The sequence below is a fragment of the Phreatobacter stygius genome, from assembly GCF_005144885.1.
GTDB lineage: Bacteria > Pseudomonadota > Alphaproteobacteria > Rhizobiales > Phreatobacteraceae > Phreatobacter > Phreatobacter stygius.
Genome location: NZ_CP039690.1, coordinates 609605 through 621605 on the forward strand (window position 1 = coordinate 609605; position 12001 = coordinate 621605).

General features: G+C 68.0%; 16 protein-coding genes. 12 read left to right on the forward strand and 4 right to left on the reverse strand.

Translation table 11 applies throughout. The features are described from left to right. Nucleotides 1-78: 78 nt before the first annotated feature. Nucleotides 79-798 (forward strand): B3/B4 domain-containing protein, encoded by a 720-nt coding sequence (locus E8M01_RS02875; RefSeq protein ID WP_136958725.1) that lies wholly within the window; start codon nt 79-81, stop codon nt 796-798. 67 nt (nt 799-865) lie between these two features. Here E8M01_RS02875 and E8M01_RS02880 read toward each other — a convergent pair whose 3' ends face one another. Both E8M01_RS02880 and ftrA read right to left on the reverse strand, forming a co-directional pair. Beyond that, nucleotides 866-1348, reverse strand: a complete 483-nt coding sequence (locus E8M01_RS02880; protein ID WP_246088580.1) for an NUDIX hydrolase — start codon at nt 1346-1348, stop codon at nt 866-868. An 82-nt stretch (nt 1349-1430) separates the two neighbouring features. Beyond that, nucleotides 1431-2432, reverse strand: a complete 1002-nt coding sequence (ftrA, locus tag E8M01_RS02885; RefSeq protein ID WP_136958726.1) for a transcriptional regulator FtrA — start codon at nt 2430-2432, stop codon at nt 1431-1433. A gap of 86 nt (nt 2433-2518) precedes the next feature. Here ftrA and E8M01_RS02890 point away from each other — a divergent pair, with 86 nt between their 5' ends. From E8M01_RS02890 to E8M01_RS02935, 11 genes are all read left to right on the forward strand, one after another. Next, the gene (locus E8M01_RS02890) at nt 2519-2944 is read left to right on the forward strand and encodes a rhodanese-like domain-containing protein (protein WP_136958727.1); all 426 of its coding nucleotides are present in this window, start codon (nt 2519-2521) and stop codon (nt 2942-2944) included. Between the two features lie 133 nt (nt 2945-3077). After that, nucleotides 3078-3500 (forward strand): OsmC family protein, encoded by a 423-nt coding sequence (locus E8M01_RS02895; protein WP_136958728.1) that lies wholly within the window; start codon nt 3078-3080, stop codon nt 3498-3500. 76 nt (nt 3501-3576) lie between these two features. Continuing rightward, a complete protein-coding gene (locus E8M01_RS02900; protein WP_136958729.1) occupies nt 3577-3957 on the forward strand; it encodes a TfoX/Sxy family protein in 381 nt (126 codons plus the stop codon). 353 nt (nt 3958-4310) lie between these two features. Then, nucleotides 4311-5051, forward strand: coding sequence for a hypothetical protein (locus tag E8M01_RS02905; RefSeq protein ID WP_136958730.1), 741 nt, complete (start codon nt 4311-4313; stop codon nt 5049-5051). Between the two features lie 65 nt (nt 5052-5116). Beyond that, the gene (locus E8M01_RS34945; RefSeq protein ID WP_170181748.1) at nt 5117-5293 is read left to right on the forward strand and encodes a hypothetical protein; all 177 of its coding nucleotides are present in this window, start codon (nt 5117-5119) and stop codon (nt 5291-5293) included. Nucleotides 5294-5363: 70 nt separating this feature from the next. Continuing rightward, nucleotides 5364-6311 (forward strand): glycine--tRNA ligase subunit alpha, encoded by a 948-nt coding sequence (locus tag E8M01_RS02910; RefSeq protein WP_136958731.1) that lies wholly within the window; start codon nt 5364-5366, stop codon nt 6309-6311. A 91-nt stretch (nt 6312-6402) separates the two neighbouring features. Beyond that, on the forward strand, nt 6403-6909 hold the full coding sequence (locus E8M01_RS02915; RefSeq protein ID WP_136958732.1) for a DUF3828 domain-containing protein: 507 nt from the start codon (nt 6403-6405) through the stop codon (nt 6907-6909). 197 nt (nt 6910-7106) lie between these two features. Further along, complete coding sequence (locus E8M01_RS02920) at nt 7107-7583, forward strand: DUF3828 domain-containing protein (RefSeq protein ID WP_136958733.1); 477 nt, start codon at nt 7107-7109, stop codon at nt 7581-7583. A 201-nt stretch (nt 7584-7784) separates the two neighbouring features. Next, nucleotides 7785-9887 (forward strand): glycine--tRNA ligase subunit beta, encoded by a 2103-nt coding sequence (glyS, locus tag E8M01_RS02925; protein ID WP_136958734.1) that lies wholly within the window; start codon nt 7785-7787, stop codon nt 9885-9887. 228 nt (nt 9888-10115) lie between these two features. Further along, nucleotides 10116-10460 (forward strand): hypothetical protein, encoded by a 345-nt coding sequence (locus E8M01_RS02930; protein WP_136958735.1) that lies wholly within the window; start codon nt 10116-10118, stop codon nt 10458-10460. Nucleotides 10461-10477: 17 nt separating this feature from the next. Continuing rightward, a complete protein-coding gene (locus E8M01_RS02935) occupies nt 10478-10786 on the forward strand; it encodes a hypothetical protein (RefSeq protein WP_136958736.1) in 309 nt (102 codons plus the stop codon). Between the two features lie 15 nt (nt 10787-10801). Here the strand turns inward: E8M01_RS02935 and E8M01_RS02940 are convergent, their stop codons facing one another. Further along, nucleotides 10802-11572 (reverse strand): tRNA1(Val) (adenine(37)-N6)-methyltransferase, encoded by a 771-nt coding sequence (locus E8M01_RS02940; RefSeq protein ID WP_246088581.1) that lies wholly within the window; start codon nt 11570-11572, stop codon nt 10802-10804. A gap of 112 nt (nt 11573-11684) precedes the next feature. Beyond that, nucleotides 11685-11915, reverse strand: a complete 231-nt coding sequence (locus E8M01_RS02945) for a putative signal transducing protein (RefSeq protein ID WP_136958737.1) — start codon at nt 11913-11915, stop codon at nt 11685-11687. Between the last annotated feature and the right edge of the window lie 86 nt (nt 11916-12001).

Below are 12001 nucleotides of genomic sequence, written 5' to 3' on the forward strand. Positions count from 1 at the left end.
ACGCGGTGAACGGCAGCAATGCCTTGCCGCCATGCCGGCCGGCGGCTTAAGCCGAAATCGACGAACCGAGGTCCCGCCATGCCCGTCAGCCTGTCGATCGCCGAACTGACCGACCGTTTTCCCGCCTTCCGCGCCGCCCTGCTGGTCTGCGACGGCCTGACCATTCCGGCCGAGCGGCCGGCCGCCCTCGATCAACTGATCGCCGAACGCGAACAGGCCGCCCGCCTGGCTTATGGCGGAACCGAACTCGCCGAGATCCCCGGCATCGCCGCCTGGCGTGCCGGCTATAAGGGGTTCGGCATCAAGAAGACCAGCTATCGCTGCTCGGTCGAGCGCCTGATGAAGAACGCGCTGGCCGAGCGGCCCTTGCCCCGCATCAATGCCTTTGTCGACGCCTATAACGCGGTGTCGCTCACGGCGGTCGCCTGTATCGGCGCCGACGACCTCGACCGGATCGCCCCGCCGCTCGCCTTCCGCTTCGCGCGCGCCTCCGACAGTTTCGTCGACATGGGCGCCGAGGCTGGCGAAGATCCGAACGATCCGCCGAAGGACGGCGAGGTCGTCTATGCCGATGACCGCCACGTGCTGTGCCGGCGCTGGAACTGGCGCCAGGACGCCCGCACGATCATCACGCCGGCCACCCGGCGCGCCGTGGTGACCATCCAGACCAATGGCTCGGGCGAGCTCGAAGCAGCCCTGGCCGATGCCGTCGCGCTGATCGAACGGTTCTGCCAGGGCCGGGTCGCGACCGGCATCGCCGAGGCCGGGCGCCCGGTGATCACGGTCGGCGACGGCTGAGTTTTGGGCAGAGGGTTTGGACCAAGGTGACCAGGCTCTCGCTCCGAGCCCTCGCGGCCCCTTGGGTTCAATCCACCAGGACCTCGATCTCGGGCAATTCACGCGGCGGACCAATCGTAAGGTAGCGTTCGACGATATCGGCGAGCGCCAGCGGCGTCAGCCGCTCCGAGGCCTGGCACAGCTCGGCCGGTGTCCACCAGCGAAAGCTGTCCAGCACCTTGACTTCGATCTCGTCGCTCATGACCGGATCGAAGCGCCGGACATGAATGGCGAAATAGTCTTCCCGCTGGCAGAGCCGCCGGCCGCCATAGGTGAAGGTGTGCTGGCGCCGCCAGATGAGCGGGCCCATCTCAAACCGGTCGAGGCCGACCTCTTCCTTCAGTTCCCGCCGCATGGCCTGTTCCATGCCCTCGCCGGCTTCGATCCCGCCGCCGGGCGCGATCCAGAACGGTCCGAAGCCCTCGAGCACCAGGCGCATCAGAAGCACTTCATTGTCCGGCGTCAGCAGGATCGCCCTGACCGCCTGCCTGTGGATCACCGCGCCCGTCATGCCGTCCGCCCTGCCTGGATCTTTCCACCATACCGGTGACAGCCCGATTCGGGCCGCCGGCCAGCGGGGCCGGAGCGCGCTCTCACCCGTCAGGCGAAGCCGGCGCCGTGCCGAACATGCCGCGATAGGCGGCCGGCGTCGTCGACAGGTGCTGACGGAAATGATGGCGCAGGGTGGCGGCCGTGCCGAAGCCGGCCATGTCGGCCACCTGCTCGACCGGCAGGGCCGAGCTTTCCAGGAGCTCGCGGGCGCGCGCCAGCCGTTCCGCCAGCAGCCATTTCGCCGGCGTCGTGCCGGTCGCTGCCGCGAAGCGCCTCAGGAAGGTGCGCGAACTCATGCCAGCCGCCCTGGCGAGCGCCGCGATCGAAAAATCGCCGCGGATCTCTTCGCGCATCCGGTCGAGCAGCGGCCCGAGCCGCGCCCTCTCATGCGGCACCGGAACGGCACGCTCGACGAACTGCGCCTGTCCGCCATCCCGGTGCGGCGGCACGACGAGGCGGCGCGCCACCTTGTTGGCGGCTTCGGTTCCGAAATCGCGCCGGATCAGGTGCAGGCAAAGGTCGATGCCGGCGGCACTGCCGGCCGACGTCAGCACCGTGCCCTCGTCGACATAAAGCACGTCCGGAACGACCGCGATGTCGGGATAACGTTGCCGCAAGGCCTCGGTGTAACGCCAATGGGTGGTCGCGCGGCGGCCGCTGAGAAGGCCCGCCGCCGCCAGGACGAAGACGCCCGAGCAGATCGACAGGATGCGCGCGCCACGGCCATGCGCAGTCCTGAGCGCTGCGGCAAGCGCCGCGGGCACCGGCTGATCGAGGCCGCGCCAGCCGGGCATGATGATCGTGCCGGCGGTCGCGATCAGGTCGAGCCCGCCATCGGCGATCATCCGGACGCCGCCGGTGGCCCGGAGTTCGCCGGCCTCGATGCTGGCGACGGCGAAGCGATACCAGCTGTCGCCCATTTCCGGCCTCGGCAGGCCGAAGATCTCCACCGCCACGCCGAACTCGAAGGTGCAGAGCCCGTCATAGGCGACGGCGACGACCAGGGGATTGGCAAGTTGGCGCGGCTGGACCGGATTTGGCATGATATTGACGGTACATGGCGATCGTGCCGCCTGCCAATCAAAATCCAGGCCGTCTAGTCAAGCATCGTCAAACCCTGGAGACTGCCATGAACCCTGTCACCGCTGTTGCCGCCGCTGCCGCCGATGTCGTGATCGACCATGTCGTGCGGCGCCTGTCGCTCGAAACCGATTGCTCCGATGTCGCTTCCGCCATGGCCGGCGGCGACCAGGATTTCGTCCTGCTGCATGTCGTCGGTTCGGCCGCCGCTTATGAGCGCCGCCATGTGCCCGGCGCCATCCACCTGCCGCATCGCGACATCTCGGCGGCGCGCCTGGCCGAATGGCCGGCGGACACGCTGTTCGTCACCTATTGCGCCGGCCCGCACTGCAACGGCGCCGATCAGGCCGCGCTGAAGCTCGCCAGGCTCGGCCGGCCAGTGAAGATCATGATCGGCGGCATTACCGGCTGGGCCGACGAGGGGCTGCCTTTCGTCGCGGGCCCGGCACCCGGGGCACTGGCGAGCGCCGCCTGAGGCAACCCGGCGCCGGTCATCAGCCTGGCCCTTGGGAGCCCCGGCGCGATCACGCCGGGGTGAAGCCTTGCCCCCTCGCCTGATCGGTGGGCCTGTCCTATCGTCTGCCGTCCTTAGGCTCAAGGAGACACCCATGATCCGCACCGCTACCGCAGTCTGGCAAGGCACAGGCCGTGACGGAAAAGGTTCGCTCACCACCCAGTCCGGCGTGCTCGATTCCAGTCCTTATTCGTTTCACACCCGCTTCGAGAACGAGAAAGGCACCAATCCGGAAGAGCTGGTCGCGGCCGCCCATGCCGGCTGCTTCACCATGGCGCTGGCTTTCGGCCTGCAGGCGGCCGGCCTGACGCCGACCGAGCTCAAAACCTCCTGCGCGGTCACCGTTGAAAAAGACGGCGCGGGCTTCAAGGTGTCGAAATCGGCGCTGACGCTGGCCGCCAACGTACCCGGCGTGACCAAGGAGAAATTCGCTGAGATCGCCGCCGGCGCCAAGGCGGGTTGCCCGATCTCCAAGCTGTTTACCGCCGAGATCACCCTCGACTGGACGCTTGCCTGACGAGGCCAGCGATCGGTGCGGGCGATCGGGCCCGCACCGGCGCAGTCGTGGTCGGGCCCGCCCCAGGGTATCGCGGATGGTTGCCAGCGACAGCTTTGCCGCGTTCCTGCGCGATGTGCTCGCCCCGCTCGGCCATGTCGTGGTGCGGCCCATGTTCGGCAAGAGCGGCCTATTCTGCGACGGCCTGATGCTTGGGATGGTGCGGGACAACACGCTCTACCTGCGGGTGGACGACGACAACCGTGCGACCTTCAAGGAAGCCGCCTCGGCTCCGCCGCTCAACTACGAGAAGAAGGGCGGCACCATAGATCTCGCCTTTTGGCGGGCTCCGGAGCGTCTGTTCGATGAACCCGATGAGCTCCTCGCCTGGGCGCGCGCCGCCCTGGCGGCGGCGCGGCGGGTTGCGACCAAGCGAGCAGGGATGGCGCCAAGGCGGGCCCGATCTCCGGGCCGCTGACCGGCGGGATCAGGTCGACTGGACACGCGCCCGAGCGGACCGGCCGAGGCCGCGTCACCTGGACCTTCACCGCCCCGTCGTCATGGCCGTGCTTGTCACGGCCATCCATGTCTTGCCCGACCAGGGCCATGTGTGGATGGCCGGCACAAGGCCGGTCGTGACGCGGAAGCGCGATGCGCGCACGTAGGCCCCTGGCGTACCCCCCGCGCCGGATCAAACCCATGCCATCTGCGTTATGCCTTGGTGAACCCTTCGTAGTCGCTTTGCCTTGCAAGCAAGCAAATTCCCTAAAGCGCCTCTTACTCCTCTCGGCGACACTGATCGGCTGAAGCGCCTGACCTCGCCCGGAGCCCATGGCCGACGATTTCGCGATGAACTTCCGGAGGACCCGGGTGGCGCCGGCCGCCTCGCGCAGCGCCTTGCCGCTCTGGCTGCTGGGCCTGGCCGCGAGCGCCATCGGCTTCGTCCTGTTCAGCTATCTGCCGGTCGGCCGGGGCGACGCCAGCCTGGTTCGGATGGTTGCCGCGCCGAGCCTGCCGCCGGCCGCGACGGAAACCAAATTTGTCGGACCGCGCATCATATCGACGGTCCCCGGCGTCCGCGAGACGGCGGCGGTCAGCACCACCGGCGTCCTGCCGGTCGGCGCCCGCGAACTCGCCCAGGCCTATGTCCCGGCCGGCCCGGTGGTCATCCGCACCCCCGCAAGCTTCGTCGAGATCGACGGGCCACGGCTCATCCCGCCGCCGATCGGACCGGTGCGCACCGACCGGCGCGTGCTCGATCACGCCGCCCATCTGGCCACCGCGCTGCGCATGCTGTCCAACACGCCTTGCGACCAGCACCTGCGTTATGTCGCCGCGGCCAATATCAATCTGTTCGTGGCGGCTTATTTCTCACCGAAGACGCCGATCAAACCCGAGGCCCCCGCCAATGCCGCATTCTGGAGCCGCGCCGAGCCGAGCATGGTGCGCCGGGCCGCGGTCGATCTGGCCGAGCGCGGCGCCCTGGCGCCCGATGATTTCGGCCTCGACCGGTCGCCCGAGATCAAGGGCCTTTTCCAGGGCGTGCGCCAGGCGCTGCCCTCCTGTGCCTGATCGCCGGCCCTTGTGACAAGGGCCGCCCCGCTTTCGCCGAAATGTTAAGACTTGATGAAGATGCGATGGAGACCAACATGCCGTCACTACTGATCGGGACCGCGCTCGCGGTCATTGCAATTGCCGCCTATGCGATGCTCCGCAAGAGCCTTTCGGCGCTGGAGCCGCAGCCGGTGCGCGCGCAAGCGCCGATCCGTCGGCTCAGGCGCGATCCGGTCACCGGCGAATACCGCCCGTACTGACCGACATCGGTTGACCCTCCAGGCATCGGTCCTTATTGCTCGGCTCGCCCTCAAGCAAAGCCATTGACCGATGTCCCTTTCTGACCTGCCCGCCCATATGCGGCCCGAACGTTCGTTCCAGGGCCTGATCCTGACGCTGCAGAGCTTCTGGGCCGACAAGGGCTGCGCCATCCTGCAGCCCTATGACATGGAGGTCGGCGCCGGCACCTTCCATCCTGCGACGACCTTGCGGGCGCTCGGCCCCAAGCCCTGGAAGGCGGCCTATGTTCAGCCCTCGCGCCGCCCGAAGGATGGCCGCTACGGCGAAAACCCCAACCGCATGCAGCACTATTACCAGTTTCAGGTGATCCTGAAGCCGAACCCGCCGGATCTCCAGGAGCTCTACCTCGCCTCGCTCGAGGCCATTGGCCTTGATCCGCGCGTCCACGACGTCCGGTTCGTCGAGGACGACTGGGAGAGCCCGACGCTCGGCGCCTGGGGCCTTGGCTGGGAATGCTGGTGCGACGGCATGGAAGTTTCGCAGTTCACTTACTTTCAGCAGGTCGCCGGCTTCGAATGCGCGCCGGTCGCCGGCGAGCTGACCTATGGCCTCGAGCGGCTCGCCATGTATGTGCAGGGCGTCGAACGGGTCTACGACCTCAATTTCAACGGCCGCGACGGCGCCGACAAGGTCACCTATGGCGACATCTTCCTGCAGGCCGAGCAGGAATATTCCCGGCACAATTTCGAACATGCCGACACCGCCATGCTGTTCGAGCAGTTCAGGATGGCCGAGAAGGCCTGCCAGAAATATCTCGCGGCCGGCGCCCCCGGCGCCGACGGCAACGATCCGCGCCACAAGATGGTGCTGCCGGCCTATGACCAGTGCATCAAGGCGAGCCACACCTTCAACCTGCTCGACGCCCGTGGCGTCATCTCGGTCACCGAGCGGCAGAGCTATATCCTGCGCGTGCGCGACCTGGCGAAAGCCTGCGGCGAAGCCTGGCTGAAGACCGAGGCCGGAGGCATCGCGGCCTGACCGCGGCGTGCGCCGCCGGTCCGTGACGCCGCGAAACTGAAACCTGGGCCGGGCATCACAGCTTCCAGCGCTCACGCGAGGGAAGAAACGAATGACGTCTCGCCTGGCCCGCCAGCGGATGCTGGCCCTGGTCCTGGCCGGCCTGGTTGCCGCCACTTGGCGTCTCGACACGGCCTCGGCCGAGACCACCCATGGCGGCCCGAGCAGCGCCGCGCCGGTCGACACGGTGACGGCGCTTTACCGGAAACCCCAGGGCCTCTCCGATGGCCCCTTCCTGTCGGCGCGTCTGAGGCGGCTGTTCGCTGCCCAGCGGGCCCGCGGCCACCGGACCGGCGATGCCATGGCGGGCCTCGATTTCAACTATGCCTGCAGCTGCCAGGACTATGACGACGCCTTCAAGCAGTCGCTGAGCTATGCCGAGACCGGCCGGACCTCACGGTCGGCGACCGTCACCGCCAGGTTCATGCTCTTCGGCGCCGGCCGCGAGGTCACCTACAGCCTGATCCGCGAGAACGGCAAATGGCTGATCGACGACATCAGCGGCAGCGCCGGACCCGGCCATGACTGGGTCATGTCGCGCCTGCTGCGAATGCGCTAGGACCGGACGCGGCCGAGGCGTCGGAGCAACTGCAATTCGAGCCGGTCTCGCCATCCGATTGTTCCCCGACGAAGCAAAACTGAAACCTTGGCTCGCCATGAGAGCCGGCGCGGGTCACCGCTGACCTTGCGTCACAGATGTTCTGCGTGGCGGCGTTGGCGGACGGCCCGGGATCGAGCTCCCAAGGATGAACCGACATGATCGTGACCCTTTCCCGCCGGCGAGCGCTGGCCCTGTCCCTCGCGGGCCTGACCGCGGCGATTGCCGCGCCGTCACAATTGCGCGCCCAGAGCGCAACCGACCCGATCGACACCGTCAAGGCGCTGCTGGCGACGACCCAGGAGGCCCGCGAGCCAGCCTTCATGTCCGCCCGCCTGAAGCGCCTGTTCGCGGTTCAACGCCAGCGCGCCCGCCGCGCCGACGGCCCCCTGCCCGGTCTCGACTTCGACTTTCGCTGCAACTGCCAGGAGGAGGAGGACAACTGGAAGCGGACGCTGCGCTACACCATCGCCGCGCGCACCGAGCGGACCGCCCGCGTCACCGTCAAGTTCAAGAACTTCGAGGAGCGCGAGGCGACCTACAGCCTGGTCCTGGAAAACGGCAAATGGCTGGTCGACGAGATCCAGCACCAGGGCGGCGAAGCGATCTCCCGCAGCCTGCAGCGGCGCGAATAGCCGGGCCGATCCGGCCTGCGCCGGCCCCTTCCTGCTGCGCTTGGCGGGCCATGCGCGGGCCTTGGTCTTTTCGGAAGCTCTCGACGGGGTGAGGCAGACCCTCTATCACCCCAGCCGAGAGACGATGCGCGCTCGCGCGTCATGCCGAAGCCAAAGTGTCGCCCTCCGGGGCGAGACGCAAAGACAGCCAGGCCTTTGCCAATGCCCGACCTCCTGCTCGAACTTTTCGGCGAAGAAATTCCGGCCCGCATGCAGGCCGACGCCGCCGCCCACCTTCAGAAGGCGGTGACCAATGCGCTGGTCGAGCGCGGCTGCCTCTATGACGGCGCCAAGGCGCTGGTGACGCCGCGCCGGCTGGCCCTGTCGGTGCATGGCCTGCCGGTGGCGACCCCCGACATCAAGGAAGAGCGCAAGGGCCCGCGCGTCGGCTCGCCCGAGGGCGCCATCCAGGGCTTCCTGAAGGCCGCCGGTCTCACCTCGATCGACCAGGCCAAGATCGAAACCGACCCGAAGAAGGGCGAGTTCTACGTCGCCGTCATCGACAAACCGGGCCGGCCGACGGCCGAGGTGATCGCCGAGATCGTGCCGGTTGTCGTGCGCGCCTTCCCCTGGCCGAAATCCATGCGCTGGGGCGAGGCCTCGGCCTCGACGTCGTCGTTGCGCTGGGTCCGGCCGCTGCATTCGATCATCTGCACCTTCGGCCCGGAAACCGAGGATCCGGATGTCATCCGTTTCGATATCGACGGCATCGTCGCGGGCGATGCCACCCGCGGCCATCGTTTCATGGCCGGCGGTCCGATCAAGGTGAAGCGGCTCGACGACTATGTCGCCAAACTCGAGGCGGCCAAGGTGGTCGCCGACCCGGAGGCGCGCAAGCGCCGCATCCTGGCCGACGCCCAGAACCTGTGTTTCGCGCAAGGCTTCGAACTGGTCGAGGACGAAGGCCTCTTGAACGAGGTGGCGGGCCTGGTCGAATGGCCGGTCGTGCTGATGGGCGCGTTCGAGGAGGCCTTCCTGGCAATCCCCGACGAGGTGATCCGCGCCACCATCCGCGCCAACCAGAAATGCTTCGTGGTGCGTGACCCCAAGACCGGCCGGCTCGCCAACCGCTTCGTGCTGACCGCCAATCTGGAAGCCACCGACGGCGGCAAGGCGATCATCGCGGGCAATGAGCGGGTGATCCGCGCCCGCCTGTCCGACGCGCTCTATTTTTACGAGACCGACCAGCGGCCGCTGCCGGATTTCGAGGGCAAGGGCAAGCCGCTCGACCAGCGCATGGCGAAGCTGCGCGCGCTCAACGTGGTGTTCCACGAAAAGCTCGGCACCCAAGGCGAGCGGGTCGATCGAATCAAGGCGCTGGCGCGTCACATCGCACCCATGGTCGGCGCCGACCCGGCGCTTGCCGAACGCGCCGCCGAACTGGCCAAGGCCGACCTGATGACCGAGGTGGTTGGCGAATTCCCCGAGGTCCAGGGCCTGATGGGCCGGAAATACGCGGTGCTGCAGGGCGAACCTGAAAGCGTCGGCGTGGCGATCGAGGACCATTACCGGCCGCAGGGGCCGAACGACCGCGTGCCGACCGATCCGGTGGCGGTGGCGGTGGCGCTCGCCGACAAGCTCGACACGCTCACCGGTTTCTGGCGCATCGACGAGAAGCCGACCGGCTCGAAGGACCCCTTCGCGCTTCGCCGCGCGGCGCTCGGCGTGATCAGGCTGATCGTCGAGAACAACCTGAAATTCCCGCTCGGCCAGGTCGCCGGCTTCAATGCCGACCTGCTCGCCTTCTTCCACGACCGCCTGAAGGTGTCGCTGCGCGACCAGGGCCAGCGCCACGACCTGGTCGACGCGGTGCTCGCCTCCGGCGACAAGAATGACGACTTGCTTCTGATCGTCCGTCGCGTCGAGGCCCTGGCCGGCCTGCTGGCGACCGAGGACGGCAAAAACCTGCTCGCCGGCACCAAGCGCGCCGCCAATATCCTGCGGATCGAGGAAAAGAAGGACGGCGTCAGTTATGGCGGCGTCCCGGACGCGGCGCTGATCCACGGCAAGGGCCTTGCCGAGGAACGCGCGCTGTTCGGGCTTCTGCAATCGGCCGCCGGCCATGCCCGCGACCATGTCGCGCGCGAAGATTTCGCCGGCGCCATGAAGGTGCTGGCGGAATTGCGCCCGGCGGTCGATGCCTTCTTCGACAAGGTCACGGTCAATGCCGAGGATCCGGTGGTCCGCGTCAACCGGCTGAAACTGCTGGCGGAGCTGCGCACGGCGACCGCCGCGGTGGCGGATTTCTCGCGCATCGAAGGCTGACGCCAGGCGCGGGGAGCCGGTGACGGCCGCGGGAATCAGTGGCCCGCCGCTGTCGCCCGGCCCGGTTCGGCCGCCGGTCATTTTCGTGTCGCGCAAGCGCCGGGTTTTGACATCAACCGGAAACACAGGCTGGCGATAAGCGCCAGCATAGCGCTTTGCCGGATTGCCTCCGCTTCGGGAGTCGGGTTGAAACGCGTCCATTCAAAGGCCTGTTTCGAGGAGACCATCATGAAGAAGACCATCCTGGCCCTTGCAGCCGGCATCACCATGTTGCTGGGGGCCGGCGCCGCCCAGGCCTGCGACCGCGGCACCGAGGTCTGCTCGTTCCAGCTGTTCAACAATACCAGCGTCGAGCTCGAATCGTTCTGGGCGTCGCCGCCGAGCGTCAACGATTGGGAAAACGACATCCTCGGCGATCGCACCCTGGCCGCCGGGCGGACCATGAGCATCGACATGTCCGACGGCCGGCCGGACTGCGTCTATGATTTCAAGTTCAAGTTCGCCGACGGCGATGTCGTCGAGAAGCGCCGGATCAATGTCTGCCGCCTCGGCCGCTATACGCTGAACGAGTGACGCGGATGAGCGCGGCGATGTCGCCGAGCTCCCATGAACACCCCGGCCAACCGCCGACGACCGGCGGTCGGCGCACCTTGCCATTATGGGCCCATCTGACGCCGCTTGCGGTCGGCCTGGCGATCTTCGCCATTGGCTTCATCTGGTTCGATCCGCTCTGGCCGGCGCAGGACATGCCGCCGGATGTCGCCTTGCGCTACCGGCGCGCGGTGCAGCGCTCCGGCGAAATCTATGCGGTGGCGCGCTGGACCGCGCTCGCCGGGCTGATCTGGTTCGCCGGCATGGCGCTCTGGCGCCTGCGGCCCACGGGCAAGGCGACACGTTAGGCTGCGTCGGGCCGTTCAGCTCAACCCCGCGCCGCCACGCAGCACCGCTTCGGCCTCCGCCGATGGCTGGCCGTCGCGATCGGCCAGCACCAGGCCGGGCAGGATCTGCACCGGCGCCCGCGACCCCTTGATGCCGGTGACCAGCAGGCGGCCGGCCGCCATATCGGGTTTCGGGTGCACCGGGCGCAAGGTGACGCCGCCGAACCGGCCGGCCATGGCGGCGAGCAGGGCTTCCGGCTGGTCGGCCCGGTGGATCATGGTCAGCGTGCCGCCTGGCCTGAGCACCGCCACGGACGTGCGCAGGAAGGCGGCCAGCAGCCCCTCCTCGGCCTGGTGCGCCAGGCGTTTCGGCACGGACGGCGAGCCGCGGTGGCGCAGCGCGTCATGAAAGGGCGGATTGGTCATCACGCAGTCGATCTGGCCGAGCAGCAGGCCAGCCCGCTCGCGCATGGCACCACGTGCCCGGGCGTCGGCGACGATCACCCGGGTCCGGTTGGTCAGCCCATTGGCGGCGGCATTGCGTTCGGCCAGCGCCGCGAGTTCCGGGTCGATCTCGACCAGCGTCAGGAAGCCGACCGCGACGCGGCTGGCGAGACACAGGGCGGCCGTGCCGACGCCGGCGCCCAGATCCAGCACCCGGTCGCCCGCCACCGCCGGAACGGCGGCGGCCAGCAGCACGGCGTCGTGGCCGGCGCGGTGGCCGCGCTGCGGCTGGATCAGCCGCACCTTGCCGCCGAGCACCGTATCGGTGGTCAGGTCCGCTTGCGCCGTGATCGGCTGCTCCAATCGCTTGGCTCCCGATGGTGTGTTTGAGAGCCCATAGGTGGCACGGAATCGGCCCTGCGCCCATCCGTGGCCTGCTTCAATTTTAGTCAATCGGCCCCGCCCGGCCCGCGCGTCAGGCCCGGATCGGCCGCAACTCGTCGCCGAAGCCGGCCTCCTCGATCAGCCGGCGCGCCCGCGCCGCGACATCATCGGGCACCAGGATTCGCATCGGAAAGGCGCTAATCCGCGCTTCAATCGCGGAAATATGCCTGTCGGCCACGAAGAAGGAGATGCCGGCGCTATTGAACAGAACCTCGATGGCCGTGACCAGAACCGGGTCCGGCGTGCGGATGATCTCTTCCACGTTACCTCCATACCCGGCAGGTGCGACTTTTCGTGAAGCCGGAACGACTTGAGATGGTAGCACCTTCTTTCTATGGTCCGGCGAAA

What these genes read in the sequence shown, in the direction of transcription:
- E8M01_RS02875 (WP_136958725.1), top strand. Translation starts at nt 79, where the DNA reads ATGCCCGTCAGCCTGTCGATCGCCGAACTGACCGACCGTTTTCCCGCC.
- E8M01_RS02880 (WP_246088580.1), bottom strand. Translation starts at nt 1,348, where the DNA reads ATGACGGGCGCGGTGATCCACAGGCAGGCGGTCAGGGCGATCCTGCTG.
- E8M01_RS02930 (WP_136958735.1), top strand. Translation starts at nt 10,116, where the DNA reads ATGAAGAAGACCATCCTGGCCCTTGCAGCCGGCATCACCATGTTGCTG.
- E8M01_RS02900 (WP_136958729.1), top strand. Translation starts at nt 3,577, where the DNA reads ATGGTTGCCAGCGACAGCTTTGCCGCGTTCCTGCGCGATGTGCTCGCC.
- E8M01_RS02915 (WP_136958732.1), top strand. Translation starts at nt 6,403, where the DNA reads ATGACGTCTCGCCTGGCCCGCCAGCGGATGCTGGCCCTGGTCCTGGCC.
- E8M01_RS02890 (WP_136958727.1), top strand. Translation starts at nt 2,519, where the DNA reads ATGAACCCTGTCACCGCTGTTGCCGCCGCTGCCGCCGATGTCGTGATC.
- E8M01_RS02910 (WP_136958731.1), top strand. Translation starts at nt 5,364, where the DNA reads ATGTCCCTTTCTGACCTGCCCGCCCATATGCGGCCCGAACGTTCGTTC.
- E8M01_RS02905 (WP_136958730.1), top strand. Translation starts at nt 4,311, where the DNA reads ATGGCCGACGATTTCGCGATGAACTTCCGGAGGACCCGGGTGGCGCCG.
- E8M01_RS34945 (WP_170181748.1), top strand. Translation starts at nt 5,117, where the DNA reads ATGGAGACCAACATGCCGTCACTACTGATCGGGACCGCGCTCGCGGTC.
- E8M01_RS02935 (WP_136958736.1), top strand. Translation starts at nt 10,478, where the DNA reads ATGTCGCCGAGCTCCCATGAACACCCCGGCCAACCGCCGACGACCGGC.
- E8M01_RS02920 (WP_136958733.1), top strand. Translation starts at nt 7,107, where the DNA reads ATGATCGTGACCCTTTCCCGCCGGCGAGCGCTGGCCCTGTCCCTCGCG.
- E8M01_RS02895 (WP_136958728.1), top strand. Translation starts at nt 3,078, where the DNA reads ATGATCCGCACCGCTACCGCAGTCTGGCAAGGCACAGGCCGTGACGGA.
- ftrA (WP_136958726.1), bottom strand. Translation starts at nt 2,432, where the DNA reads ATGCCAAATCCGGTCCAGCCGCGCCAACTTGCCAATCCCCTGGTCGTC.
- glyS (WP_136958734.1), top strand. Translation starts at nt 7,785, where the DNA reads ATGCCCGACCTCCTGCTCGAACTTTTCGGCGAAGAAATTCCGGCCCGC.